The following is a 22800-nucleotide window of genomic DNA, read 5'->3' as shown; positions in this document are numbered from 1 at the left end:
TTTGGGTGGCTGTCACAAGCTTCCAGGTCAGGCGCGATAGCAAAGCGGTTATGCAACGGATTGCAAATCCGTCTAGTCCGGTTCGACTCCGGATCGCGCCTCCAAAATGCGGGAATAGCTCAGTTGGTAGAGCGATACCTTGCCAAGGTATAGGTCGTCGGTTCGAACCCGATTTCCCGCTCCAATTTTAAAAGGGAAGCAGTAGCTTCCCTTTTTTTCATGTGTGTGCAGTCCGAAGCATGGCTGGAAGATCGGTTATGCTCGCGGGCTTGTAGCAGTGCCCCGGTGGTGAAATTGGTAGACACATCGGACTTAAAATCCGCCGCCTCTTAAAACGGCATGCCGGTTCGATTCCGGCCCGGGGCACCACGAACAATCAAGGCTGAAAAAGCCTGAACAGCACTCAAGCCCGCTTTCTCCTCTGAAAGCGGGCTTTTTTCTTGCCTAAACTGTCCTCTCTGTTCGTACCGAACGGCACCTAAAAACGGCGTAAATTACCCAATCGTTACGCAGGTTTTACGCATCGCATTACGCACGATGCTCTTGGAGAGGGGGGGCAGTGGCCTACTACAGAAAGCTCAAGACTGGTTGGCGCGCAGAGGTTGTGCGCGAAGGTGTGCGCAAGTCCGCCGTGCGGCCTACCAAGGCAGAGGCACAGGCCTGGGCTGTGGCCGAAGAAGCCGCCATCCTGGCAGGTGCACGCGGTCAATACCCCAAGCGCACTCTGGAAGAAGCAATCGATAAGTACCGGCAAGAGGTTGTCAGCAAGAAACCTGCTGATCGACAGCGCGCAGATAACCTGCGTTTGGATGCTTTGGTGCGTGATTTTCCCTGGCTCACAGGCAAAACATTCCATGAAATCAGCGGTGCCGACTTGGCCAAGTGGCGTGACACCCGCTTGAAAACGGTGCTTCCCAACACCGTGCTGCGTGAGGCACAGCTTTTCCGCCCTATCTGGACGATTGCTATCCGAGAGTGGAAGTGGGCCGGAGAGAGCCCGTGGAAGTCCATCAAGCTGCCGGCGAAGGGGTTTGCCCGAAAACGCACCAGCGCATGGACAGAGATCCGCTTGATGCTGCGTTCTGCTGGTGTGACGCGTGACACTGCACCACTGGCGCCAACACAAGAAACGGCATGGGCGATGTGGGTCTCCTTGCACACAGCCCTGCGCAGCGGTGAAATTCTGCGCATGAGCCGCAGCACAGTCGACTTGAAGCGAAAGATCTACACGCTTACCGAGCACAAGACCGCAGGGGTGGTTGGCGCTCGCAAGGTCCCGTTGACCACACGTAGCTTACGTCTGCTTCGCGTGCTGGATCAGGCAGCAGCAGCAGCCGGCCGTGACAACTATTTCACGATCAGCGATGACAGCAGGGACGTGCTTTATCGCAAGCTGCGTGATCGGGTCATGATCGATGGCCTTCACTTTCACGACCTGCGTGCCACGGCATTGACTTGGCTTGCTAAACGGGTGGACGTGATGACCTTGGCACGGATCAGTGGGCACAAGGACATCAATCTACTCTTCAACACCTACTATCGGGAAACTGAAGAGGACATAGCTGCCCGACTGTAATCGCGTCCAAGAGAAAGCCCGCGTTTGCGGGCTTTGCTGCTGCACTTATTCGATCGTCTAAATTTTGGCCATTAATGCACTGATTACATCTCTGGCCACTGGGGGGCATACAGCGTTGCCCAGCAAATGCACAGCTTGGTGGTGCTGCGGTGGCAGTTGGTAGTCGGCCGGAAAGCCCATGGCGGCTCGGCACTCGCAGGCCGTCAGCATTCGCATGCGCTCGCCATCAATAACGGACCATCGGTCCTTGGTAGTTATGGTTCCTATGGGACGCTGCAAGCTGCGGCCGGTGGCTCCGCTGCCACTGCCGTAATAGGGGGCTAGGAAGCGGTGTCCATGGGCTGCGCGTCCAGCGGCTACACGGGCCAAGGTGCGCGGCGACCTTCCTGGCTTGTCGATCACGCTCCAGCGGCCTGCGCCAAAGTCCACAAAGGTGCTGGCAGGCACCGGATCGCGCCGTTGAAGCTGCAGCTGCAGCGCTGCCTTGCTGCGCGTGGCCACGATGAACAGGCGCTCTCGGTGCTGCGGTACACCGTGGTCGGCAGCGTCAAGCACATGCGGGGCCAGCGTGTAGCCCAGCGCTTCCATGGCCGATTTCCACGCCGGATACAAGGCCCAGCCCATGAACTCTGGAACATTCTCTATGACTGCGCCTGCCGGTCGATGTTGTTCTGCGGCACTGACCACGGCCCAGGCCGTGCTGCGGCTTGCGTCGTGTTGTGGATTTCCATGGGCTTTGCCACGCGCAGGGCTGTGTCCCTGACAGCATGGGCTGGCCAGCAGCAGGTCGTGGGCTGGCACCTGGCTCCAGTCCGCTTGCTGCAGATCCTGACAGGCGTGGTCAGTCCCTGGGTGATTGGCTGCGTGGTACTTCACTGCCAGAGGCCAGTGATTTGCCGCCCAGACCACCTGGGCGCCAGCCATGGTGGCACCGGTACTGAAACCACCGGCGCCGGCGAAAAGGTCAACACAGCGCATCACTTACCCCCCATCCACTTCAGCACATCACTGGTGCGCCAGTAGCGCGTGCGGCGGCTGACGTTGATATAGGGCCTGGGAAAGTCCACCCGCTTGGTGACGCGGCTGGTGACGTGCTGGCGTGTGCAGCCCAGCAGCGCGGCAATGCCCGCGGTGTCCAGGCGCGGCACGCTGCTGGCCATGGTGCTGTGGGTGGTGGTTGCGGGTGTGGTGGTGCAGTTCATTGTTTTTACTCCTAACTTTATAGCTTTAAGCGCTTGATCAGCAGGCGCTCAGGCACTCTTCATCCAGTTTTTCACGGCGTGGCAGCGCTGGCTGTGCGGCCGCCAGCTGCTGCAGCTGCTCCTGCAGTACGTCTTCTTGCCGGGCGTGCTCATGCACTTGCAGGCCCAGGCGCTGGGCGATCAGGTATTCCAGGCTGGCGCCCTTGGATTGCTGCCAGCCGGGCAGCAGGTAGATGGCGTGGCAGGTCATGAGCTGGCTGACGCCCATGCGCATGTAGGCGTTCCAGGCGCAACTGGCATCCACGTGGGGCGGTGGGTTCTCGGCCGGGTTCTCTACGTGCCAGCCGCGGTTGCGCAGGCGCTCGGCCGCGTCGTTGAAGGCAGCGTGGTTGTTGTCTGGCAGCCCGGTCATGGGGCCGGCGATGTAGATGCGCTGGTGCGCGCATTCGTGCATCAGCCACATCTGCATGGTGCTGATGCAGCGGAATTCCTTGCCGCCGGCCAGAAAGCCGCCGAAGCGCTGGCACTCGTCCACCACCATGCGCTTGGCCATGCGCCAGCCGGTGAAGAAGCTCAGGAACAGCATGGCGGGCATCAGCACCGCGCGAAAAATCATCATGTACATGGCGGGCGCTCCGGGTCAGTGGGTGGGCTCTGTGATCTGGGCAGGCTGCTGCGTCAGGCGCTGCAGCACGTCCAGGGTGATGTGCAGCTCCTGCTCGCGGTTGGCCAGCGCGCGGCCGCGCACGTTCAGCCAGGCGTCGGGCGGCATCGTGGCCAGCTCGGCGGTCACCTGTGCGTGCTCAGCGGCCAGGCGCTGGATGACGGCGGGCAGCGTGGGTGCTTGGCATTCAGTTTTGATAGCTGTTGTCGCTTGCATATTCTTGGGTTTCACAGTTTTTGATATTGAATTCATTGCGTGGCGTGCGCTGATTGCTCTGTTTTCTGAATCAGTCCGGTGAACACCGCCTGCAATCCCTGCGTCAGTCGCCCCTGGCGGCGTCTGGCCGTTCCGTTGCGCTGGCGTTCGTAGCCGGCGCGGCAGGCTTTGCACCTGCACGACAGGCCGTCGCTGTTGCCGGGCTCACGGTGAAAAAATTCCGTATCGGCTGGCCAGGCTTCGCCGCAGGCGTTGCAGACCTTCTCCGGGGTGGCGATGGCGGTGGTCATTGCGCGCAGGCCTTGCGGTGGATGGGCAGCACCACGGCGGCTGGTGCCAGCTCCAGCTGGGCCTGGGCTTCGGCTTCCTGCGCCTTGACCGCGTCGCGTGCGGCTTTGGCCTGGGCGCGGCGGATCTCGGCAAAGCGCTTGGCCAAGTTGGTGCTGTTGGACGGCGTGTACTTGAAACCGTGCGCCGGATTGAGTGCGCTTCGGCTGGGTTCGGTGCGTTTTGCAGGCATCGGTCAGTCCTCCTGGGGGCTTCAGGTCAATAAAAAGGGATGGGGGAGGGGCCGATGGAGCGCCATTCGGCGTCTGTTCGGCCAGGGAAACCGGGTATGCAGTCCTCGGCCTCGTGGCGGCCGCGGCCTAAAGCGGCCCTGCGCAGCTCGCCTGTCAGACGGGCTCTACAGTTATTGAAACCAGTCCAAGCGCGCGGCATGGCCGCGCGTGCCTCGCCGATGGCGAGGGAACGCCCCGCATCGCTATCGGTGCAGGCTTCCGGGTCGAATGTCTCGGTCTCTGCGGCCACCGGCGTCCATGCCATGCGGCGGCTCACCAGCCACTGGCCACGGCGGGTTTGCAGACCCACCACGCGGCCCACGGTCAGGGCCTCGCCGTACTTGTTCACCTGGCCAGGGGCCACCGGGCGGTGCGCCATCTTCAGGTGCCACTGGCCACGGCCCAGGCAGTGCCCGCCCATGGCTTCCATGTACACGCGCCAGTTGGCCTGTGCGTTGCCTTGCTTGTGGCAGGCCACCCAGGCGCGTTGCGTGGTCTGGTCGCCGTCACGGTGCAGGCCGTCGATCTGGTCCTGGCCCACGCGGCGCAGCTCACGCCACACGCACACGCTGGGCATGCCGATGGCCTGGAACTGGCGGATGCCCCAGCACGCGGCCCAGGCGTCCACGCGGCGGTGGCCGGGCATGTCGTTTTGCTCCACATCCCACAGCTGGCCCTGCACCACGTCCAGGTGGTCGGCCAGGGCGGCATGGCCCACGCTCTTGGCGATGTACTTGGCCACATAGCCCGCAGCGCCGCCGCCCACCATGCGCTTGATGTTCACGCGGTTCTTTTCTGCGCCGCGTTCCTCGCCGTCCTCACTCAGCCACCAGGCGCGAATCGCCATTTCGATGTACTGGGCCTCCATCTCGGATTCGGCCCACACCAGGGCGTGCCAGTGCGGCGTGGCATCGTGGTGGGGCTCGGCCACGCGGATGCCGTACATGTTCACCTTCTGGGTGTTCAGGTGCGAACGCACCCGCGCCCACATCGTGCGCAGCCACATCTGCGCATCGCGCGGCGTGCTCACGCCGTCATATTTCGGGTTGGGGCGGGGGCGGCCACCGCTGCCCAGCGTCACCGGGTGGAAGCGGCTGGGCGCCGTCAGCGTCAGGAACAGGCCCACATGGTTGCGCGTATCGGCGTACTCTTCGGCGCCGCGGATGCGCGTCATCAGCTCCCCGCCGCGAATCACCGGGTTGGACGGCGACAGGGCGGCCAGCTCGGACAGGGTCCACACCTGGCCCGCCTCGTTCTTGAACAGGCTGCGCTTCAACGCATTGGCGTTGCGCTCGATCTGCGCTTCGCGGCGGCGCACCGTGTGGTCACTGGCGTAGCCGCCTTGCTGGCGGTTCACCACGCCCAGGCGCACGGCCCCGGCTTCCACCACGCGGGTCACATGCTTGCGCAGCAGGCGCCGCCACCAGCTTTCATCGTGGGCGCGCAGCACATCGGGCTCACCCTTCAGCGCATGGGGCTCACGCACACCCAGCATGCGCAGCAGCAGGCGCACCACATCCAGGCGGGCCGACACCTCCACGGATTCCGCCTGCACGGCGGCGTCCAGCTCCTGCGCTTCCTGCACCATGCGCTTGGCCATGGCGCAGATTTCCCAGTCGCTCAGGTTCCAGCTGCTGGCCTTGCCAAAGCGTTCATCAAACTCCCGGATGGCCTGGATGGCGTCCCACGACTGCAGCCACAGCGGTGGCGGGTCTTGGGCATCGCCCAGCAGGCGGCCCAGGCCGGCCGACTTGATCGGCTGGCACCACTGTGGCGGCACCGCGCGCATCAGCGCATCCAGGGCACGCTTGACCATCCAGGGCGCAGGCTTGGCGCGCTGCCAATCCTTGAGCGATGCCGTGGGCAGCGTGCGGGCTGGGGAGATGGGCTTGCGGGCCATGGTCACTGCACCCGGCTGCACAGCGCAGCCAGGCCCACAAAGGCGCGCTTGGCCGCGCGGATTTCCGACTTGATGGCGCTGCGCTCGGGCGGCGTGAACTCGCGCCAGGCACGGGTGGCCAGGGTCTGCAGATCACCGTCCAGGCCCGCCAACAGCATCAGCATCACGCGCTGCTCATGGGCAATGCGCGACCATTCCTTGGCCTCACCGTCATGCCAGCGGCCTGCGCTGGCGTTGCGCAGCAGCTCGTTGCGCAACTGCACCAGGTAGGCACGGTTTTCTTCCACGGTGTGTTCGATGGCTGGCTTGTTGCGCTTGGCCGCGCAGGCCACAGGCGGCTTGGCAGCTTTCAGCGCCTTGCCCGCTTGGCGCAGCGCAGCCATGCGGGAGGCCTGTGGGTTGACGGCCTGGGCCTTGTCAGCCATGGGCCACCCCCATGCACACCACGGTCATGCACCAGCCGGCACCAAAGGCGGTTTCCACCTCGGCCACCGCCTGGGCGCGGCTGGTGGCCAGCACGCGCATGCGGCGGAGGCGACGCCCGGCGTCGATGTGGGTAATGCGGTACAGGCTCATGCTGCACCGCCTTGCTTGTCGTACACCGCGCGCAGGTAACCGGCGTACTCGACCATGTTTTCCAAAAGCAGGACGCGGCTGTCATCAGCGCCTTTGAATGGCAGTCCTGCATCACGGCAGGCGCAGCTGTAGGCATTCAACGCATCGCAAGCCTTATCCAAGGCATCAGCCAAGCGGATGGCTTTCTTTTGCACGGCGATCATCTTCTTGCTCATGCTGCACCCCCAGCCTTCCACACCAGCTTCAGCGGCTCCACGGGGTGCAGGAATTCCTTCTTGCACTTGTCCCACTTGGCCTTGCGCGCCCACATGTGTGCCAGGTGCTCAAAGCGCATACCGAAGTCGTTGCGCCCGAACAGGTGGTTCAACCAGTCATGCACCTCCTTTTGCAGGTTGGCGTCGAACTCCAGCAGCACCAGGGCGTCGGCCAGGTGCTGGCTATCGAGGCACCGCAGCTCGTCCAGCTCAAAGGGAAAGCGGCGCGAGTTGTACAGGCTCAGCAGTAAGCGGGCCGCCACGCGTGCACCGCCGTGGCTGTGGCACCAGGCCAGATTGAAGAACTCGCAAAGCACCTGCAGCGGCTCTTTGTGGTGGGTGGCAAGCGTCATGGTCAAACCTCCGTGGGCAAAAAATGGCGTAAGCAATCCCGCAGGGCCTGCAAACAGGCTCTGTCGGTGGGGGTGTGAAAAAGGGAGAGGTCAGCGCGCTAGGCGCTGGTGGGGTCAGTCAGCGGGCGGCGCGCCCTGCATGAACAGGTCGCCCGTCACCGGGGCGGTGCTGCGGGTCACATGCTCAGAGGTGCCTGCATGGTCCAGCTGGGCGCGCAGCATGTCGCGGCGCACGTGGCTGGACAGGGGCAGGTTCACGCTGGGGTCTGGCGTGGCAGAGGGGGACAGGGTGCGGGAAATTTCCAGCGTGCCCACAAAGGTGTGGCCGCACTCTGGGTTCACGCAGCAAAACACGTACTGGCGCATCAGGGCCGTCATCTGCTCGCTGGTGCGGATCACGCTGGGGTGCCTGCAATGCGGGCAAGGCAGGCGCATGGCTTCCTTGTTGATCCCCTTGAATTGGTGCTTGGCCTGTGCTGTTTGGTTACAGCCATGCACGCCCCGGCCTTCAAGGGCACGCGCCTTGTCGGCGGCCTCGTTCAGGTGCCTGCTGGCAACCAGCGCGGCCTTGGCCCGCTGAGAATTGCTGTCAATGAAGTTGATGCGCCCGCCCATGGCCTGCTCCTGCTCAGCCCTGGCCGGCAATGTCGGCGGCGCCCAGCTCCACGCGGCCCAGTTCACGGTAGCGGGCCATGCCCATCAGGTGGATCAGCCGGCAGAAGTTGCTGGAGCTGCGGCCCTCTGCCCGGGCCTTGTCGTGGGCCTCGGCCAGCTCGTTCTTGGCCAGGCGCAGGGGGATGGGTTTTTCATGCACCAGGCGTTCGACCGAACCGGAGTGCTTGCGTGTGAGTTGCGCAGAGGTAGTCATGTACTATTGGGCATAGATTGTTACAACGTACTCGCATCATTGCTGGAAATTTCCAGCATGTCAATAAATGTCTGCTGGAAATTTACAACAAATAGGCGAAAGACTGAAATCTGAGCGCGCACGCGTTGGCCTCTCTCAGGTCGCCTTGGCTGATGCCTGTGGTGTAAACCGTGGCACGTTGGCTACATGGGAGAAGGGCGAGCAAGGCGCATCAGCTCAAATTCTTTTCGCCATGGCTGAGCAAGGCATTGATGTCCTGTTCGTTGTGACCGGCAAGCGATCTAACGAGTCCGAGGCAACGCTGGCGCCTGCTGAGCGCGCACTGTTGCAGGCATGGCGTGAAAGTGGCGACAAGGGCAGAGCCCTGCTGTCAGCCGCTGCCGAAGTTTTGAAGCCGGAGTAAGTCACCGGTGATTGATGACAACTGACGGCGCATAGATGCCGTGTTGGGGGGGGCTTTTAATGGATGCGTTGCTTGTTCTTCTCAGCATGGCTGGTGCTTGGTGGTTGGCATGGCGCACCATGGCAAGGCTTGCCAGGCTGAAGAGCTGGGGTGCGTTTGCTCGTAAAGCCGCGTGCACGGCGACGGGGTGTTTGGCTAGCTTCTCAGCCTTTTGCATCAGCGGAGGCTTGCTACTTCCCGATCCGACAAATGGGGGGCCAGCTGTAGCAGGACTTGGCGTTTTGCTGTCTGCATCCTTGGTTTTTGCACTTTGGCGAGCTTCTCGACCAGCGAAACAGATCGCAAACACAACAGCCGTTGCTCAGCGTCCAGACGACCAAGTAGCGCCAGTGCCTCAATCGATTGGCAGTACCTCAGAGGTACCGCTATTGCCCCGCGAGTTCTTGTTTTCGTATACCGACCATGAAGGGCAATCCTCACGCCGCCGGGTGCGTGTGATGGGGATTGCCAGCAACGATGGTCGGCAGTACCTCGATGGTTACTGCCTGGACAGAAATGCCATGCGCACGTTTCGAGTCGATCGCATCCAGGGTGAGATGACCGATGCTGAAACCGGTGAGCTGGTCAATGTTTATCGGTTGCTGGCTGGGACCGACAAACGTCGGCACATGGATTACACCCCTGCCAAGCCTGATTTCTCATCGCCAGAAACCGGGGAAGAGTTTGACGCCGAAGAACCGCCGATCACCGTTCTTTTCACCGGCTTTGCCAAAGCACGCAAGGCAGAACTGGAAGCTGCCGCAGAAGCTGCAGGCTTGGAAGTGCGCTCCACCGTCAGCAAGTCTTTGGACTATTTAGTTTGTGGCCCCAAGGCTGGGCCAGCGAAAGTGACCAAGGCAGAGGGGCTAGGGGTTGAGGTGATTGATGAATACGTGTTTGAGGCAATTACTGAGCAACGCCCAGAACGACACCATCAGCGGCAGCAAGCAGGTTCGCCACCAAGGTAGCCCGCAGTCAGCCCACATCTTCAGCGGCGTCGGCCGCGTCGCCGCCTCTCTCCATCTGCACCTTGCTGGTCCAGCCACTGCCTTCGTTCAGGCTGTGCATTACTTCCTTGACCAGCCAGCCCTGGCCGTCGATGTCTTCTTTCCAGCCGCTCACGGTCACAGGTGACTGGGGCGTGACCTCTGGGCGGCCCACCGCCAGCGTCAGCTCAAACGTGGCCAGGCCGCGCTCCAGGCGCTGGCGCTCGGCCCGGGCAGCGGCCAGGGCGTCCTGCTCGCTGGCATAGGTTTCCTTCAAAGTTTTGACGTTGCCGGTTTTCTTGCCGGCCACCACGCCGCTGCGCTTGCCGTTCACGCTGTCGGACCAATAGGCCTTCACACCATCAAACGCATCGCGGGTGCTGCTGCTCCAGCGGTGCTGGTCGCCGTCCTGGCGGGTGATATGGATGGCCGGCAGGCTTTGCCCCTTGCTGTTGCGGGTGCCGTTGATGGGCATGAACAGCAGGTGCTTTTTCTTGACCGTGGCCACGGCGTCGTGCTTGCGGGCCAGCCGGGTCAGCAGGTGCATGTCGCTTTCGTTGGTCTGGGTCAGGTGGTCGATGGCGATCTGGGCCAGGCGCTCGTCCACCTTGTGGGTCAGCTGGCTGCGCCGGGCCAGGTCGGCAATGATGGCGCCCAGGGTGGTGGTGCGCCAGCTTTTCTCGGCCCGGGTGCGGATCTGGCCGCCCAGGTCAGCGGCCCGGGCGCGAATGGTGACTTTGTCCGGGGCGCCGGTGTGTTCCACCTCGTCCACCACGAACAGGCCTTTGTCGATCAGGGGCTGGCCCACCCAGCCGATGTGCAGCTCAATATCGGCTTCTTTGCGGGGCAGCTCCAGGCGGCCGTCATGGTCGCTCAGCTCGATGTCCAGCTGGTCGGCGGTGTTCTCGCGGCCTTCGGTCAGGGTCAGGCTGACCAGGCGCGGCGCGATCTTGGGGGCAATGTCCTGGCCGGCCACTTTCAGTGCGTAGGTGGGGGCAGGGTGGGTGCGTGCGGTGTCCATGTGCTCACTCTTCCCCGGGGGCCACAAACTGGCCTTGTTCGTTGACGTGGACTTGCTGGCCGCCGGCGTCGTCGTCGGTGCGCACCAGCTGGATGTCAAAGCTGACCCGCGTGGGGTTGCCCCAGCGGTCGTGCAGGGTGCCGGTTTCTTCCAGCCGCTCGATCGCGTACTGGCCAAACACTTCCCCGTTGCCACTGACCAGGGCGAAGGCCTGGCCGCTGTCGCCCATGGCGCGCAGCTCGGCCAGGCTGGTGTATTCGCCGATCTGGCCGGGGGCAATCCAGCCGTTGAGCGAGAAGGTTTCATCACCCACGCCCACAAACTGGCGGGCAGGGCGGGCGCCCACCCGGCTGGTGCTGGGGTGGCGCCAGCTGTTGCTGCGCTTGAGTTCCTGGAACGCCAGGGTGTCCAGCGAGAAGATGAATTGCCCAAGGGCCATGAGCATGGAGCCTTGCATTGCGGTGCTGCCTCTGTCTGTTAGCTGCGGTCGTACATGCCACTGTGGGAGCGGCTGGACTTTTGGCGCTCGCGCTTGTCCAGCTCGGCCGCCACGGCGCGGGCCACGGCCTGGGCGTCCATTCCCGGGGCCGCGTGGATGGTGATGCTGATGCCACCGCCGCCGGCGGGCGCAGCCCCTGCGGCCGATGCGCTGGGGGCGATGGCCGCGCCAGGTGCCACCACCTGCGCAGGGCCTGCCGCCGTGCCGGTACCGGCCGATGCCACTGGGGCCAGTGCCGCCCCGGCCATGGCCAGCGCCGCGGCGCGCACGCCGGCCTGGCCGGCCTCGATGCCCACGGCCGCGCCTTCGCTGATCCAGCCGCCAAACTGGGTGAAGACCTTGGAGGGGCTGGCGATGCCCAGCTTTTCTTTGAACCAGCTGGCGGCCGACGTGGCGGCCCCCACCACGGCGTCCTTGAGGGCGGCCAGCTTGCCGGTGATGCCGCCGATCAGCCCATCCATGATGAAGCTGCCAAAGTTGCGGAATTGCTCGGGCACCTGGATGCCCAGCGCACCCAGCGCCGCGGTGATGGCGTTCCACAGCACGCCGAAGGGCGAGAAGTTGAGCAAGGCCGTGATCCATGTGCCCACGCCGCCTTCCAGGACGCTGCGCACGCTGTCCACAAAGGTGCGGATGGCGCCGCCCACGGTGCTGGTGATGCCGTTCCAGGCGCTGAGTGCCGCGTTGGTGATACCGGTCCACACCCCGGACAGGAAGGTGGACAGGTCTTGCCACAGCAGCTTGCCACCCGCTGCGATGTTCTCCCAGTTGCGCCAGAGCATGTAGCCAGCGGTCGTCAGCGCGACGATGCCCAGGATCAGCAGGCCAATAGGGTTGGCGCCGATGGCGGCGTTGAACAGCCACTGCGCCGCGGTTAGCGCTTTGCTGACCACCACGGCGGTGCGGCTGGCGGCCGTGCCCGCCACCAGGGTGCCTGTGTGCAGCATCCAGGCGGTGCGCAGGGTCAGCAGCACGGCCTGGCCGGACAACCAGGCCCCCTTCAAGAAAGTGAAGGCATAGGCCCCGGCAATCGCTGCAATCTTGAATGCCATGATGGCGGCAATGATGGCCACCACGGTGGTGACCAGCCCCTGGTTGGCTTGCATCCACTGGCCCACGCCCAGCGCCATGGGCGCGAACGCGGCCAGGCTGGCATTGATGGAGGGCAGCAGGCCGGCGCCCAGGGCGGTGGTGACCACCTTGACGCCTTCGCCCGCTTTCTTCATCTGCTGCTGGGTGGTGTTGCCCATGCTGTCGAACTCGGCCTGCAGGCTACCCATGGTCTTGGCGGTGTCGCCGGCCATCTCAAACGCGGCCACCAGGCCGTCCACGCTCTTGACGATCTGCGCGGCCGGGCCGATGGATTCATCACCAAACAGCATCTTCATGGCCGGGGCCAGTTGGTCGGGCGCCAGCTTTTGCAGGCGCTGCATCACGTCCACGATGGCCTGCTCCGGTGCCTTTTGCATTTGCTTGGCCAGCTTTTCGGGGTTGAGCTTGAGCATGTCAAACACTTCCAGCTGGCTTTTGCTGGCGGCAAAGCCCACGGTCAGGGCCTTCATGAAGTTCTTGCTGGCCGTGGCGGCGATCTCTTCGGTGGCGCCACCGGACAGCATGGTGGCGGCCAGGGCGGCGGACTGGGTTTGCGTCAGCCCCATGGCGGACAGGTAGGCGCCCTGGCGCTGCAGCACGCCGCCAATGTCCAGGGCGGTGGCGTTCATGCTGTTGGCGATGTGGTTGACCGTGCCGGCCAAGGCGGCGGCCTGGTCCATGCTCAGCCCCATGCCACTGCGCCAGGCCTTGAGCATCTCGCCCGCCTTCTCGCCCGTGGTGTCAAAGGCCACGCCCATCTTGGCGGAGACCTCGGCAAACTGCGCCCACTCGCTTTCGGCAAAACCAGCCTGGCTGGCGGCGATGTAGGCGCCAATGATTTCCTCGCGGGCCACACCAGTTTCCACGGCCAGCTGCTGGGCGGCGGCCGCAATCGCGTTCAGCTCATGCGGGGTTTTGTTGGCCACCTTGTTCAGCTCGGCCATGCGCTGTTCCCAGTCCATGGCCATCTTGATGGGGGCGCCCAGGGTGGCGGCCAGGGCCACGCCATCCAGCAAGGCGCCGCGGGCTTGGGCACGGTTGCCCACGTTGGTGTTTTGGGCGGCCTTCAGGCTGGACGCTCGGCGCTGCATGTCGCCCTGGGCTTTGAGGGCCTGGGTTTGCTGGACGATGTCCAGGGTGGTGGCGGCAATGCTGGCGCGCAGTTGCTTGTCGTGGGTCGCCAGGTTGCTGGTGCTGATGCCGGCGGCGCTGAGCTTGTCGCGCATGCGCTGCAGGCTTTGCTGTTGGCCGTTGAACTTGGCACCCAGCTGCGCCGCTTCATTGCGGGCGGCAGCCATGGCCGCAGCCATTTGTTTGGTGGGTGGGCCTGCTTGGGCATGGCTGGCCGCCAGTTGGCGCACGCTGTCGCGGGCCGACTTGAGCTTGGCCTCGGTTTCGCCCAGCTGGGTGTGCATGGTGCGAAACGAAGCCACATCCCCCTGGACCGCCTGCAGCTGCTTGAGCTGGTCACGGGCGGCCTTGAGGGTGTTGACGGTTTCGTTGCTGCCCTGGCTGATGCGCTTGAGCGGGCCCAGCGCCTTGTCTGCCAACTCCAGCATGACGCGCAAGCGCAAGTTTTTATCAGCCATGGGGGATCAGCTTTCCGGGGCGTTGATGCGGTTGTGGATGCCTACGGCACGTTCGCGCCAGTCCAGCAGTTCTTCCAGGGGCATGGCATCCATGCTGCAGAGGGACCAGTGGAAGAAATAGGCCACCTCTGCCATCACCTGGGTGATGTCTACTGAGGGATGAAGGCCTTTTGTTCCTTGGTCAACAAAAAACCCACCACCTCGCCGCCCAGCTTGAACAGATCTGCCGGGTCCATGCTCTCGATGTCCTGCTTGAACAGCGTGGGGGTGGACACGCGGGGCAGCACCTGGGCGACGGCGTCGTACTTGCAGGCCACCAGGTCACCCATGGCCACGCCGCGCAGGGCGCCGGCCAGGGGTTTGCGCAGGGTGACTTCGGTGATCTGCTTGCCGCCAGCGCGGGCGATGGGGGTATCCAGTGTGACGGTGACGATGTCGCCGGTGGGCTTGTCGGTGGTGGTGTGTTCGGTGTCGGGTGTTTGCATAGCGGGAAGGGGGGTTGAGGTGAATGGATGGGAGGGCCAGGGGCGCCAGCCCCTGGGCGGTCGGAGGGCGGGCGCTTAGATGCCCAGGATCTGGCGCACCTTCTCAGTCAGGTCGACGCCGCCAATCTTTTCAATCAGGCCGGTCGCGTCGATCTCAATCAGGTCTTCGTCGTCCCAGACCAGGCGGTAGTAGCTCAGCGTGGCCTTGGCTTTGAACTCGGTGTCGTCGCCAGCCTTGGCGGAGCCCATGTCCAGCTCTTCCCAGCGGCCACGCATGAAGATCTCGACCTTGCTCCATTCGCCGGTGTCGTCGTTCTGCACAGCGCCGGCAAAGCGCAAGGGCACGGCGCCGATACCGTTGGCCCCCCACTGCTTGAGGGCGTCTTTCATCCAGCCGCCGGCGGTGACCTCCAGTTCCAGGGCTTCGGTGCCCAGATCCACCTTGACCGGGGTGCGCATGCCGCCGGCGCGGAATTCCTCCATCTTGCGGGTGAGCTTGGGCGGTGTGAGCTCGGGCACTTCACCGGCCCAGCTGACGCCGTCGACGAAGACGGCAAAGTTTTTGAGTTTGGATGGCATACCCATGTGGTTGCTCCTGAGATTGAATGCCAGGGCTTAGCCGCCGCTTTGCACGCGGGTGGCGAAGTCTGCGAAGTAGCGGTCGGTGATGCGCTGGCGGAAATTGATGTTTTCCAGCGGGGGCACGGGGGTGTAGTCGTAGTCGATGAAGGACTGGCCTTCCTTGAGCGTGGCCGCTTCGTTGGCTGCTGCATCGAACCAGGCCTGGCCGCCCAGCAGGTAGCCGCCAGCGGTCAGCTCGCGCATCTTGGCGTTGACGCCTTCCAGGATGTCCTTGATCAGGCTGGGGTGCAGGGGCTTGTCGACGGCCCACATGTGGGCATCGGCAATGCTGTCGGCCAGCACATGGGCGGTGCGCACGGCCGATTCAAAGCTGAACAGGGGCTCGTCGCTGCAGGTGCGGCTGCCCCAGAAGCGGTAGCCGTCCTTGTTGATCAGGGTGGTGACGTCGGCCGCGTTGAGCAGGCCGGCATCGGTGGCGGGGTTCTGCAGATCCCAGTAGATGTCCTTGTTGATGCCGGTCACGCCGTTGACGGCCACGTTGGACAGGGTCTTGTGCCAGCCTTGGTCCAGGTCGATCTTGGCGCGCAGGCCCAGGGCATAGGCCTCGGACCAGGCGTCCACGGTGGCGTTGGCCACGGTGTCCCAGCGCCGGAAGTCGCCGTGGATCAGCATCAACTCACGCTTGCCGAACTCGCCGCGGTACAGGATGGCATCGCCCACGGTGTCCTTGTAGGTGCCGCAGTAGGCCATGGCGCGCAGTTGCTCGCCCAGCGTGGCCAGGGCGGTGGCCACAGGTTGGGTGGACAGGCCGGGGGCACCCAGGATGCGGGGCTTGACGCCCAGCTTGCCCTGGGCTGCCAGCAGGGCCTTCATGCCGGTGTAGCTGCCGTCCTCGGCCACACCGCCGATCACATGGCTGGTCAGGCTGGCGGCTTTTTCTTCGTTGGTGGCGCCTTCGCCATCGGGCACCCGGACCACCACGCAGATGGGCAGGCATTGCTCGGCAATCGCGTCCAGCGAGGTGGCCAGGGTGCCCAGCTTGCCCGCCTTGGCGATGGCATTGCGGGCATGGGTGATCAGCACGGGCTTGTTCAGCGGGAAGGTGGCCGCATCGGCGTCAGATGCGGTGGCAACCAAGCCGATGATCGCCGTGGAGACGGTGCGGATGGTGCGCATGCCCTCGGTCAATTCGAGGACGCGCACACCATGGTGGTATTCGGTAGACATGGGCGCTGGGTGGGTGAAGTTGGCGACCCCTCAAGGGTGCCAAGCCCCCCTCGCGCACGCCAGCGCGCGCACATGTAGCGGCGGTGGCTACAGCAAAAAGCCCGCGCGAGGCGCGCTTGGGCCGACCATGTGACCGGGTTAGGTGGCCAGTTGCTCTTCAGTCCGCTCCCATCCCTGCAGGTGGTCGTAGGCTTGCAGCTCGTCGCGCGCCTCTTCGCCCCGCGTCAGCAGCAGGTCAATGCAGTCCTCATGCCACTGGCGCACCCCACTCAGGAAACCAGAAGCTGTGCGGTAGCCTTCGTCCTTGGCAACGATGCGTGCTGCCAGCTCCATGCGATCCATCCCGCGCTGGTGCGCGCACTGATCGATCCATGGGGTCTTGACTGTCTCTGGAATAGGCGCCACATCAGCATACGAAAGCAGCAGGTTTGCCTCTTGGAGCTGTACCGGCCAGCTTTCGCGCTCATGCAGCGGGTACACCTCGGCAATCGCACCCATGCGCTTTGTGTACTCGGCATTCACTTGCGCCATTGCTTCGATTGCAAGCTCTTGCAGGGTCTTTGGCGGATTTAAAAGCGCTTGCTTTTCTGCTTCGGTTAGCTCTTGCAATCCCTCTGCAAAACCCTCTGCGATTTGCAGCGGGTTAAACGCAACCACACTACCGAGATGGTGAAAGTATCTGTTTTGCATCTTTTATTCCCAGTTATCTCATCTCAGAAATAGTTTCGATGGCGCTCGATCCCGTCGCCACGATCTTGTAGGAGCTGCCGTTAGCCACCATCGAACTCGCACCAGCGCCCGAGAATGCAGGCCCTGTAAAGTATCCGGCGACGTCTATCCCGCCCACCTCCAGCAAAACATCCGCTTCTGCAGCCGTGGCATAGCCAAGCACTGCGACACCAATACATCTTTGGGTGGTGTTCGGGTGCAGCGTGCTCAGCGCACGGAACGCTTTTACTTTTACCCAATCCTGCCCAAGCCCCAAAGGGGCGTTGTACCACTTTGCAATTCTCTTAATCGTCACAGGGCCTGTGAAGTCTTCCAGCTTTAGCGAGCCATTACCGCGCGCTCCGCAGTGCTCGTAATTCACCTGCACTTCATTGCCGTTTGTGTGCAGGCTTTCAATCGTTCGTAGCTTGGCATTTTGTGCTCCTGCGCCTTCGATTTGAATTACGTCGCCTTTTTCCAGTGCAATCGCCGGGACGACCCCCGTCATCACAATTTTGTTATCTGTGGCGGTCAGTGTTGCGTTCCCTGAGAAGACCAACTGACCGAAGCCGCCCTCCAAAACGGAAACTCGATCGCCAATCCCGTCCAATGCCGCATCCAGTCCTTCAGGCGTCACGGCCACATCACCGCGCAGGCCTTCCTTGGCTTCATCCACGGTGGCCAGCTTGACCAGGCCCGCCTTGGCCGGGGTGGCCACCAGGCTTTCCACCCACTTGCGGCTGGCAATGGCCACGGCGGGGTCGATCACCAGCTTGACCGTGGCCACGCTGCTGACCTCGATCACCATGCGCATGACCATTTCACGGGCGGCACCTTCGGCCAGCACAGGCTTGTAGGTGGCCGGGTAGTTGCCCACGGCGATGCAGCTGCCGCCACCGGCGCCGCCGTACAGCGCCGTTTCGCGCACGGTCCAGCCGCCGACATCGCTGGGCACCACGGCTTCCACCACGATCCAGTTGGGGTTGTCCGGGTGCTGCTCCAGGCTGGTGATGGGCAGGCGGTGGACTTCACGCACCAGGCCGGCTTGCGTTTGCTGGGGCACCACGGGATTGCCGTTGCCGTCCCCCAGGGCCATGTGGGTCCAGGCGACAGTGGTTTGCTGCACCTGGGCGTTGGCGTGCAGCGCGGCGCCAATGTTGGTGAGGATGGTGTAGAAGTTACTCATGGCATGGGGTAAACGGTGGTGGTGATGGCGTCATGGGCCGCGAATGCCCAGGCGGTGGCCGCAGCCGGGGGCTGGATGTCCTGGGGCTGCAGCGGGTAAACGGTGGTGGTGTCGCCGGCCAGCAGCTGGATACCGATGTGCAGAGCGCCTCGGCTTTGCAGCGAAGTGCGCAGGGTGCGCATCACGCTGCGTACAGGCTTGTTCTCTTCAATCAAGGCCGCGGCACGATCCATGGCCGATTGCGTCAAGGGCCGGTCCACCACGGCCACGTCCACATCGAACTCGGCCCAGTGGCCGGCGCCGGCGGGGCGCTCGATCACGCGCACGTTTTCCAGGCCGCTGCGCAGCAGTGCATTGCGCACGGCCCAGGCGGTGCCCTTCTTGCGGTGCAGGCGCCGGGCATCGGCCACCATGGCGCGCTGCTGGCGTTCGGTCCAGGCGGGGTCCCACTCGTCCATGCTCCAGGCCCAAGCCAGCCACGGCAGCAAAGGCAGGGGGCAGGTGGTGGGGTTCCACAGCTGGCGGATGACTTCCGGGCGGTGCGGCAGGTGGGCAGCCTTGGCCATGGCGCGTTCCAGCGGCGTGGCGTTGGGGGGCAGCAGGTGAGCCTCAGACATAGGTGCCTTCGGCCAGGGTCACATTCATGGCGGTGCAGTGGGCCACCTGGTGCGGCGCCACGGCAATGTCGGCGGCGGGGGTGGCGATCTCCACCCGTTGCACACCCTGGACATGCAGCGCGGCCGTGATGCCGCTGCGCGTGACGTCATAGCCCAGACGGCGGCAGCGGGCCAGGTACTCGGCCAGGGCCATCTGCGCACGCTCCAGCACGGTGGCCACCACAGGCCCCGGGTAGGGGTAGAGCACCGCATCCACCGCAAACGGCAGCACCTCGGCAGAGGCCACCTCCACGGTGTCGTTCATCGGGCGCATGTCGTCGGGGCTCAGGACGGCCTTGACGGTGTCCAGCAGATCTTGCGGGGCGGTGCCATCGCCCTCGGTGCTGAGCACCACCACCCGCACGGTGCCCGCGGTGGGTGTCAGTGGCATGGCGTCCAGCACACGGGCATCGGCGCTCAGCGCGTGAAAAATGTAGCTGCCCTTGCTGCCGGCGACTGTCAGCCCCTCAAAAGCCATCTGGGCGCGGCGGCGCAGCTGGGCATCGGTCTCGCCCGCCAGGCGCTGCACGCCGTTGTTGGCCGCGGCGTTGTCCAGGTCTTCCTCCACGGCATAGGCCAGCATGCAGGCTTGGGCACTGTCGTTGATGCGGGCCTGCATGGCGACGTTCTCATAAGCCCAGCGTTGCAGCAGCTTGGTGGCGGGCTCGGATTCCAGCTCCAGGACTTCGGCCAGCTCTGGCATGTCTTGCACCACCAGGGCCTTGAGGCGGCCAAACTCGGCCTCAAAGTCCAGGGGCTGGACGACGTTGGGGGCGGGCAGCTGCGAGAAGTCCACACTCATGCCGAACCCCGCATCTGTAATGCCGCGGACAGGCTCACGGCCTGGCCCAGGTAGTCGCCTTGCAGATCCACGGTGGCCTGGCCGGGTCGGTCGCCGGCGGTCATGCCCACGCGGGTGACGCGCAGGCGGGGCTCCCACTTCATCAGTGCGCTGGCGATGGCGGCATAGCAGCGCAAGCGGGTGTGGGCGTTGTCAGGCTGGTCGATCAGGCTGGGCAGCAGGCTGCCGTAGTTGCGCCGCTCCAGCCGGCTGCCCAGCGGGGTGGTCAGGATGTCGGCCACGGATTGCCGGACATGGTCAATCCCGGAGATGCGCCGGCCAGTGGTGCGGTCCATCAGTTGGGCACTCCCGTATTGCCGCCATGCGGGTCGGGATGGGTGTGACCATCGTCGATGCGCTTGCCGTTGTGCGTGATCTGGCCGTCCTCGAACTGCATGCCACCCTGAACGACATTGCTGCCGCCGGCGCCGGCTTTACCGGCGATGCCGCCGTTGAAGCTGAGCAGCTTTTGAATAGTCACTGCGCCGGTGAACTCGGTGTTTGGGCTGTCCACCTTGTAGTCTGAGGTGGTCAGCGTGGTGCCTTCGGGGGTGATGCGCAGCATTGAGGCACCCACTTGCAGCTCGATCGCGGAGGTGATTTCAAACCGCAGGGTGCCCGTGGGGCGGTGGTGTTCCCAGAAGTCGGTGCTGCTGAAGTCGTGGCGTTCCACGTCAGTACTGGCGGCGCCCTGGGGCATGTCGATGCTGAACAGGCCAGGGAAGGCGATGGCCTGGTTGAGGTCGCCTTCGGGAGAGAACAGTACGCAGGGTTCGCCCTGGGCTGGGGTGCGCCAGTGCCGTGTCTGTCCGGCGCCGCCCGCGGCCAGTGCGTACCAGGGCACCCAGGTGGTGACCAGCTCTTCGCCCAGCCGCACGGTGCAGCGCGCGGGGCTTCCGGCACGCACGTCTTGCACGCGGCCGGTGCGGATCATGTTGGCAATCAGGCGGTACAGCTCAACCGGGCTGAGTTCGGGGGGCGTGAACATGCCAGGGATGGTGCCCAAGCGCTCACACACGCGCCAGCGCGCGCGCATGTAGCGGCGCGTGCTACACAAACTGATGCTAGAAGTCGGTCAGGCGCTGCAAGATCAGGTCACACAGCGCATCCATCTGCTGGTCGTTGATGCCCAGCAGCTCGCGCACGGGGTATTGGTATTCGGCGCCTGTCTCGGTCACCCGGTCCCGCAGGCCATAGTGGTGCACACGGGCAATGCGGGCGGCGCGGCCCACAAACTCCACCACGGCTTCGCTGGGCGTGGCCGCCAGGCGCAGGTGGCGGGCCAGACGCAGCTTGCGGAACATAGGGCCTTGGCGCAGCCGGCCCCTGGCGTCGCGGCTGCGGTGCTTGCGGGGCTCCCAGGCCTGGCCGTCCGGGCTTTGCTGGGCGGCCATGTGCTTTTGGTTGGCCGCGCGGGCATGGCGTGCCACTTCGCGGGCCAGCTTGCGCTGCTCTCCGGGCTGCAGCTTGGCCAGCAGCGGGGACAGCCAGGATTCCAGCCGGGTCAGATCATCCATGGCTTACTGGCCCACTACGTTCACGGGCGGCCACGCGGCCAGCTGCTGGCCGTTGAGGTACAGAGCGGTCACGGCATCGTGCGGTGAGCCATCCAGGGAGGGCGGCTCCAGCCGGTGCACCAGCTCAAAGGCACCGGCCGGCCCTTGTGGCACGGGGCGGGCGCTGACGCTTTCGGACAGCTGCAGGTCCAGCACCAGATCCATGGCCTGGGTGTTGAGGTATTCGGCCTGGATCTGGATGGCCTGTTTCCGCCGCTCGGGGTGGTGCAGAAGGTCTGGCTGGTGGGCGCGCAGCCACACCAGCGTGGGGCCGATCACCGCATCCGGGTGGCCGGTGAAGTCGCAGAACACCAGGCGCAGCTGGTATTGCCACTGCCAGCCCAAGGCGGCGGTGCCGGTGGTGGCCACATGCCCGCCGGTCACAAACATCAGCAGGTTTTCCGGGTTGCGCCGGTACTCGGGCAGGGCGGCGGTCAGGTGGTCACGCAGGCTAGGGGGTTTGCGCATGGGCCATGCCCTCCAGCTTCAGCCGCCAGGCGTCGTGGGTGTCTTTGACGGCGTTGTACTGGGCGATGCAGTAGTTGAGGTCACGGATGGAGGCATCACCTTCGTGGGGGATGGTTGCAAGATCTGCTGCTGCCGCTGGGTCAAGTTGGGCGTGCGCGGCTGCAGGTTCAGCGCTGGAAACGCCGGTGCCTGGTAGTCCGCTGGGCTGACAGCTGGCGGGCACGATGGGGACGCGCACGCTGACAGTGCCAGCACGCACGCCAGCGACATGGGTGTGGTGTTTTTCATTGGCTTGGCCTTGCTCTTGGCTCAACTGGGATTGCAGCGCGCTGATCTGCGCCTGCATGCTGGTTTCGCTGGCGGTGCGCTCGCCGCGCAGCCAGGCGGTGGTGATGGCGGTGCGCCGCTGCAGGTCTTGCAGCTCTTGCTGGGCAGCCGCCGCGGCGTTGCGAGATTCGTAGAAGATGCCGGTAAAGCCACCGGCGGCCAGCAGCACGGTGTACAGCAGTGCATCGGCCAGCAGTTCCTTGGCTTGGGTTTTCATATGGGCACCCCCTGGCGGCAAAAGCTGGTTTCGGCCTGGCGGCGGTTGGCCAGGCCCTGGACGAAGGTGAAAACCTTGGCGCCCGTGGCGGGATCGATGTGGCTGACGAAGCTCCAGACCGGGCGGCCTGCATCGGACATGGACAGGCGACGGCAACCGGTGGCCCAGTCGCCCCGGTTGAAGCTGGCCATGGCCTGGCTGGTGCAGGTGCTGGGGTGCCCAAAATTCCAGGCATGGCTGCTGGCCCCGTCGAACACGTACTGCGGCGGCAGCACCTTGAAGCACTGGGCCAGCGCGGTCTGCACGCGCTGCAGGGCGGCAGTTTCTTCGCGCTCGCACTGCTCGGGGCTCCAGCGCTGGCCCACGATGATGGGGGTGGTGGTGACATGGCGGGTCAGCCCCTTGCACACGGTGGGCAGGCCACCGGCCAGCTTGTCGGCGTACACGGTGTACTGGGTCTTGCCTTCCCAGGTACCCAGGAAGCCCAGCAGCGCAGCGCTGGCCAGGACCAGGGTGCCACCCAGGTGCGGGAAGTACTGCTTCATGGCTGCACCTGCCCGGTCTTGGCGGACTTCCACCAACGCCACAGCAGCCACAGGATCTGCAGGACCAGATACACGATGGTCAGCATGGTGATGGTGTCGGCGCTGGACCACGCCTGGCTTTGCGCCGTGGTGGCAACGATGACGGGTGGTGTGCCCTTGGCGGCTTCGACGGCCGCCGACTGCAGTAGTTCTTGCTTACTCATG

The 22800-nt window shown here is 64.4% G+C and carries 34 protein-coding genes and 3 tRNA genes; 6 read left to right on the top strand and 31 right to left on the bottom strand.

From position 1 onward, the window contains the following. The first annotated feature begins 30 nt into the window (after positions 1 to 30). The 4 genes from CA2_RS04540 to CA2_RS04525 all read left to right on the top strand — a co-directional run bounded on the left by CA2_RS04540 (position 31) and on the right by CA2_RS04525 (position 1576). Positions 31 to 104: transfer RNA gene (locus CA2_RS04540), tRNA-Cys, on the top strand. Between the two features lie 4 nt (positions 105 to 108). Then, a tRNA-Gly gene (locus CA2_RS04535) sits at positions 109 to 184 on the top strand. A gap of 95 nt (positions 185 to 279) precedes the next feature. Further along, positions 280 to 369: transfer RNA gene (locus tag CA2_RS04530), tRNA-Leu, on the top strand. A gap of 190 nt (positions 370 to 559) precedes the next feature. Further along, entirely contained in the window at positions 560 to 1576 is a 1017-nt protein-coding gene (locus CA2_RS04525; protein WP_042413039.1) for a tyrosine-type recombinase/integrase, read from the top strand. A 57-nt stretch (positions 1577 to 1633) separates the two neighbouring features. Here the strand turns inward: CA2_RS04525 and CA2_RS04520 are convergent, their stop codons facing one another. From CA2_RS04520 to CA2_RS04465, 13 genes are all read right to left on the bottom strand, one after another. Then, positions 1634 to 2554 carry a DNA cytosine methyltransferase gene (locus CA2_RS04520; protein ID WP_042413037.1) on the bottom strand — a complete coding sequence of 307 codons (921 nt, stop codon included), beginning with the start codon at positions 2552 to 2554 and terminating at the stop codon, positions 1634 to 1636. Then, positions 2554 to 2778, bottom strand: coding sequence for a helix-turn-helix transcriptional regulator (locus CA2_RS04515; protein ID WP_245620881.1), 225 nt, complete (start codon positions 2776 to 2778; stop codon positions 2554 to 2556). Before CA2_RS04515 ends, CA2_RS04520 begins: the two co-directional genes overlap by 1 nt. A 37-nt stretch (positions 2779 to 2815) precedes the next feature. Beyond that, positions 2816 to 3403, bottom strand: a complete 588-nt coding sequence (locus CA2_RS17135) for a DUF4406 domain-containing protein (protein WP_156105956.1) — start codon at positions 3401 to 3403, stop codon at positions 2816 to 2818. A 15-nt stretch (positions 3404 to 3418) separates the two neighbouring features. Next, complete coding sequence (locus CA2_RS04505) at positions 3419 to 3658, bottom strand: hypothetical protein (protein WP_042413036.1); 240 nt, start codon at positions 3656 to 3658, stop codon at positions 3419 to 3421. A 32-nt stretch (positions 3659 to 3690) separates the two neighbouring features. Continuing rightward, entirely contained in the window at positions 3691 to 3948 is a 258-nt protein-coding gene (locus tag CA2_RS04500; protein ID WP_042413034.1) for a hypothetical protein, read from the bottom strand. Continuing rightward, positions 3945 to 4178, bottom strand: coding sequence for a hypothetical protein (locus CA2_RS04495; RefSeq protein ID WP_042413032.1), 234 nt, complete (start codon positions 4176 to 4178; stop codon positions 3945 to 3947). The genes CA2_RS04500 and CA2_RS04495 overlap by 4 nt, the downstream gene beginning before the upstream one ends. Positions 4179 to 4204: 26 nt before the next feature. Then, positions 4205 to 6118: a replication endonuclease gene (locus tag CA2_RS04490; RefSeq protein ID WP_042413097.1), complete on the bottom strand. Its 1914-nt coding sequence runs from the start codon at positions 6116 to 6118 to the stop codon at positions 4205 to 4207. A 2-nt stretch (positions 6119 to 6120) separates the two neighbouring features. Then, the gene (locus CA2_RS04485) at positions 6121 to 6543 is read right to left on the bottom strand and encodes a hypothetical protein (RefSeq protein ID WP_052369825.1); all 423 of its coding nucleotides are present in this window, start codon (positions 6541 to 6543) and stop codon (positions 6121 to 6123) included. After that, complete coding sequence (locus CA2_RS17910) at positions 6536 to 6694, bottom strand: hypothetical protein (protein WP_156105955.1); 159 nt, start codon at positions 6692 to 6694, stop codon at positions 6536 to 6538. The genes CA2_RS04485 and CA2_RS17910 overlap by 8 nt, the downstream gene beginning before the upstream one ends. After that, on the bottom strand, positions 6691 to 6909 hold the full coding sequence (locus CA2_RS04480; protein WP_042413030.1) for a hypothetical protein: 219 nt from the start codon (positions 6907 to 6909) through the stop codon (positions 6691 to 6693). Before CA2_RS04480 ends, CA2_RS17910 begins: the two co-directional genes overlap by 4 nt. Then, on the bottom strand, positions 6906 to 7301 hold the full coding sequence (locus tag CA2_RS04475) for a DUF7673 family protein (protein WP_156105954.1): 396 nt from the start codon (positions 7299 to 7301) through the stop codon (positions 6906 to 6908). Before CA2_RS04475 ends, CA2_RS04480 begins: the two co-directional genes overlap by 4 nt. A gap of 114 nt (positions 7302 to 7415) precedes the next feature. Further along, entirely contained in the window at positions 7416 to 7916 is a 501-nt protein-coding gene (locus CA2_RS18480; RefSeq protein ID WP_245620880.1) for an Ogr/Delta-like zinc finger protein, read from the bottom strand. A gap of 13 nt (positions 7917 to 7929) precedes the next feature. Further along, entirely contained in the window at positions 7930 to 8169 is a 240-nt protein-coding gene (locus CA2_RS04465) for a hypothetical protein (RefSeq protein WP_042413026.1), read from the bottom strand. Positions 8170 to 8236: 67 nt separating this feature from the next. Here CA2_RS04465 and CA2_RS04460 point away from each other — a divergent pair, with 67 nt between their 5' ends. After that, positions 8237 to 8572 carry a helix-turn-helix domain-containing protein gene (locus CA2_RS04460; protein ID WP_042413025.1) on the top strand — a complete coding sequence of 112 codons (336 nt, stop codon included), beginning with the start codon at positions 8237 to 8239 and terminating at the stop codon, positions 8570 to 8572. A gap of 428 nt (positions 8573 to 9000) precedes the next feature. Next, entirely contained in the window at positions 9001 to 9579 is a 579-nt protein-coding gene (locus CA2_RS18225; protein WP_052369824.1) for a helix-turn-helix transcriptional regulator, read from the top strand. A 7-nt stretch (positions 9580 to 9586) separates the two neighbouring features. On the opposite strand, the gene CA2_RS04450 is transcribed toward CA2_RS18225, so the two are convergent. From CA2_RS04450 to CA2_RS04370, 18 genes are all read right to left on the bottom strand, one after another. Continuing rightward, on the bottom strand, positions 9587 to 10618 hold the full coding sequence (locus CA2_RS04450) for a contractile injection system protein, VgrG/Pvc8 family (RefSeq protein WP_042413023.1): 1032 nt from the start codon (positions 10616 to 10618) through the stop codon (positions 9587 to 9589). Positions 10619 to 10622: 4 nt separating this feature from the next. Continuing rightward, complete coding sequence (locus CA2_RS04445; RefSeq protein WP_042413088.1) at positions 10623 to 11063, bottom strand: phage tail protein; 441 nt, start codon at positions 11061 to 11063, stop codon at positions 10623 to 10625. 32 nt (positions 11064 to 11095) lie between these two features. Next, entirely contained in the window at positions 11096 to 13798 is a 2703-nt protein-coding gene (locus tag CA2_RS04440; protein WP_081888858.1) for a phage tail tape measure protein, read from the bottom strand. Positions 13799 to 13804: 6 nt separating this feature from the next. Further along, entirely contained in the window at positions 13805 to 13933 is a 129-nt protein-coding gene (locus CA2_RS17450) for a GpE family phage tail protein (protein ID WP_081888857.1), read from the bottom strand. 14 nt (positions 13934 to 13947) lie between these two features. After that, positions 13948 to 14283 carry a phage tail assembly protein gene (locus tag CA2_RS04435; RefSeq protein WP_042413020.1) on the bottom strand — a complete coding sequence of 112 codons (336 nt, stop codon included), beginning with the start codon at positions 14281 to 14283 and terminating at the stop codon, positions 13948 to 13950. Between the two features lie 75 nt (positions 14284 to 14358). Next, complete coding sequence (locus tag CA2_RS04430) at positions 14359 to 14868, bottom strand: phage major tail tube protein (protein ID WP_042413018.1); 510 nt, start codon at positions 14866 to 14868, stop codon at positions 14359 to 14361. Between the two features lie 30 nt (positions 14869 to 14898). Continuing rightward, positions 14899 to 16092 (bottom strand): phage tail sheath protein, encoded by a 1194-nt coding sequence (locus tag CA2_RS04425; protein WP_042413015.1) that lies wholly within the window; start codon positions 16090 to 16092, stop codon positions 14899 to 14901. A 138-nt stretch (positions 16093 to 16230) separates the two neighbouring features. Beyond that, positions 16231 to 16782, bottom strand: coding sequence for a hypothetical protein (locus tag CA2_RS04420; protein WP_245620879.1), 552 nt, complete (start codon positions 16780 to 16782; stop codon positions 16231 to 16233). A gap of 13 nt (positions 16783 to 16795) precedes the next feature. After that, entirely contained in the window at positions 16796 to 17986 is a 1191-nt protein-coding gene (locus CA2_RS17125; RefSeq protein ID WP_052369822.1) for a phage tail protein, read from the bottom strand. Next, the gene (locus CA2_RS04410; RefSeq protein WP_042413013.1) at positions 17983 to 18603 is read right to left on the bottom strand and encodes a phage tail protein I; all 621 of its coding nucleotides are present in this window, start codon (positions 18601 to 18603) and stop codon (positions 17983 to 17985) included. The genes CA2_RS17125 and CA2_RS04410 overlap by 4 nt, the downstream gene beginning before the upstream one ends. Continuing rightward, positions 18596 to 19444, bottom strand: coding sequence for a baseplate assembly protein (locus CA2_RS04405; RefSeq protein ID WP_042413010.1), 849 nt, complete (start codon positions 19442 to 19444; stop codon positions 18596 to 18598). Before CA2_RS04405 ends, CA2_RS04410 begins: the two co-directional genes overlap by 8 nt. Then, entirely contained in the window at positions 19441 to 19779 is a 339-nt protein-coding gene (locus CA2_RS04400; protein ID WP_042413008.1) for a GPW/gp25 family protein, read from the bottom strand. The genes CA2_RS04405 and CA2_RS04400 overlap by 4 nt, the downstream gene beginning before the upstream one ends. Beyond that, a complete protein-coding gene (locus CA2_RS17120; protein ID WP_169741442.1) occupies positions 19779 to 20471 on the bottom strand; it encodes a phage baseplate assembly protein V in 693 nt (230 codons plus the stop codon). The genes CA2_RS04400 and CA2_RS17120 overlap by 1 nt, the downstream gene beginning before the upstream one ends. A gap of 76 nt (positions 20472 to 20547) precedes the next feature. Next, on the bottom strand, positions 20548 to 21000 hold the full coding sequence (locus CA2_RS04390; protein ID WP_042413006.1) for a phage virion morphogenesis protein: 453 nt from the start codon (positions 20998 to 21000) through the stop codon (positions 20548 to 20550). A 3-nt stretch (positions 21001 to 21003) separates the two neighbouring features. Then, a complete protein-coding gene (locus tag CA2_RS04385; RefSeq protein ID WP_042413004.1) occupies positions 21004 to 21507 on the bottom strand; it encodes a phage tail protein in 504 nt (167 codons plus the stop codon). After that, the gene (locus CA2_RS17115; RefSeq protein ID WP_052369820.1) at positions 21491 to 22051 is read right to left on the bottom strand and encodes a lysis system i-spanin subunit Rz; all 561 of its coding nucleotides are present in this window, start codon (positions 22049 to 22051) and stop codon (positions 21491 to 21493) included. Before CA2_RS17115 ends, CA2_RS04385 begins: the two co-directional genes overlap by 17 nt. After that, a complete protein-coding gene (locus CA2_RS04375; protein WP_042413002.1) occupies positions 22048 to 22596 on the bottom strand; it encodes a lysozyme in 549 nt (182 codons plus the stop codon). Before CA2_RS04375 ends, CA2_RS17115 begins: the two co-directional genes overlap by 4 nt. Next, complete coding sequence (locus CA2_RS04370; RefSeq protein WP_042413000.1) at positions 22593 to 22799, bottom strand: hypothetical protein; 207 nt, start codon at positions 22797 to 22799, stop codon at positions 22593 to 22595. The genes CA2_RS04375 and CA2_RS04370 overlap by 4 nt, the downstream gene beginning before the upstream one ends. Position 22800 lies beyond the last annotated feature (1 nt).

It is taken from the genome of Comamonas aquatica NBRC 14918 (genome assembly GCF_000739875.1).
Classification (GTDB): domain Bacteria; phylum Pseudomonadota; class Gammaproteobacteria; order Burkholderiales; family Burkholderiaceae_C; genus Comamonas; species Comamonas aquatica.
The sequence above is the reverse complement of the archived record's forward strand: the minus strand, read 5'-3'. Positions and strand labels throughout refer to the sequence as shown.